Raw genomic sequence first — 1,428 nt, forward strand, 5'->3', positions numbered from 1 at the left:
GGAGTCTCAATGACGAAGTCAAGCCGCCTGCGTGACCGGTGGGGCGGAGGTGAAGACCCGTCCGTCACGCAGCAGCGCCCACAGCACGCTGGCCCGTCGGCGGGCGAGGGCGATGACGGCCTGGACGTGTTTGCAGCCCTCGCCGCGCTTCTTGAGGTAGAAGTCCCGGTTCGGCCCCTCGCGGATGATGCTGGTCTGCGCGGACAGGTAGAGCACCCGTCGCAGGCGGCGGCTGTAGCGCTTGGGCCGGTGGAGGTTGCCGGTGCGGCGGCCGGAGTCGCGCGGGACGGGCACCAGCCCGGCCGCCGACGCCAGGTGGCCGGCGTCGGCGTAGGCCGCCAGGTCGCCGGCTGCAACAACGAACTCGGCGCCGAGTATCGGGCCCATGCCGGGCAGGGATTCGATGGTCTCCGCCTGCGGATGGCTGCGGAAGGTTTCGCGGATCTGCTTGTCGACGCGCTTCAGCCGGTCGTCCAGGGCAAGGATCTGTGCCGCCAGGTCAGCGACGATCTGGGCGGCGACGTCTTCGCCAGGCAGGGCGGTCTGCTGGGCCTGCGCGGCCTCCAGCGCGGTCGCGGCGACGGCATCGGCGTTGCGCACGCTGCGGTTGGCCAGCCAGGCCGTCAGCCTTGCCCGGCCGCGGCGGCGGAGAGCCGCCGGAGTCTGGTAACCCGTCAGCAGGACCAGCGCGCCCTTGTGCGAGCTGTAGTCGAAGGCCCGTTCCAGCGCGGGGAAGACGCCGGTCAGCACGTCGCGCAGGCGGTTGATCATCCGTACCCGGTCGGCCACGAGGTCGGAGCGGTGGGCGGTCAGCAGAGCGAGGTCGGCGGCGAGCTGGGCGGGCACGTCGATCGTGGCGAAGTCGTTGCGGTGGCGGGCGGTCTCGGCGATGACGTAGGCGTCGCGGGCATCGGTCTTCGCCTCGCCCCGGTAGGCGCCCGACATGCGGTTGACCGTGCGTCCGGGCACGTAGACGGCCCTCTGGCCGTGCGCGGCGAGAAGCGCCAACAGCAGCGCGGAGGATGTCCCGGAGATATCCACCGCCCAGTGCACCTGGTCCGCCAGGTCGAGGATTTCGCCGAGCGCTGTCAGGATCGCCGACTCGTCGTTGTCGACCTTCTTCGACCACAGCGTCGCGCCGGTCTCGTCGACCACCGCCGCCCAATGGTGGCCTTTTCCTGCATCGACACCGGCCCAGACCTGGGCCTTCCGCTTGCTCACTCGCCCCTCCTCGCACCATCCGGCATGCCGTCGGCCCGAGGAACACCCCGCTGTCATCTCCGTAATCAGCGACCGCACGAAGCGCGCACATCTCAATCAGCAGCCAGGGCGCCCCGGAGAGCCGGACGGCCACTCCTGAGAAGCCACTGAAGGCAAGACCCCATAAGCCACATCCGGCCCTCCCGGGCCACCTAACAACTTACGGAG

At 70.2% G+C, this 1,428-nt stretch carries 1 protein-coding gene; it reads right to left on the reverse strand.

The window, feature by feature from the left end; all coding sequences use genetic code 11:
- Positions 1 to 18 precede the first annotated feature (18 nt).
- Positions 19 to 1,221 (reverse strand): IS110 family transposase, encoded by a 1,203-nt coding sequence (locus tag AB0D59_RS51100; protein WP_362580088.1) that lies wholly within the window; start codon positions 1,219 to 1,221, stop codon positions 19 to 21.
- Positions 1,222 to 1,428: the final 207 nt, after the last annotated feature.

The organism is Streptomyces sp. NPDC048417 (assembly GCF_040651615.1).
Lineage (GTDB): Bacteria > Actinomycetota > Actinomycetes > Streptomycetales > Streptomycetaceae > Streptomyces.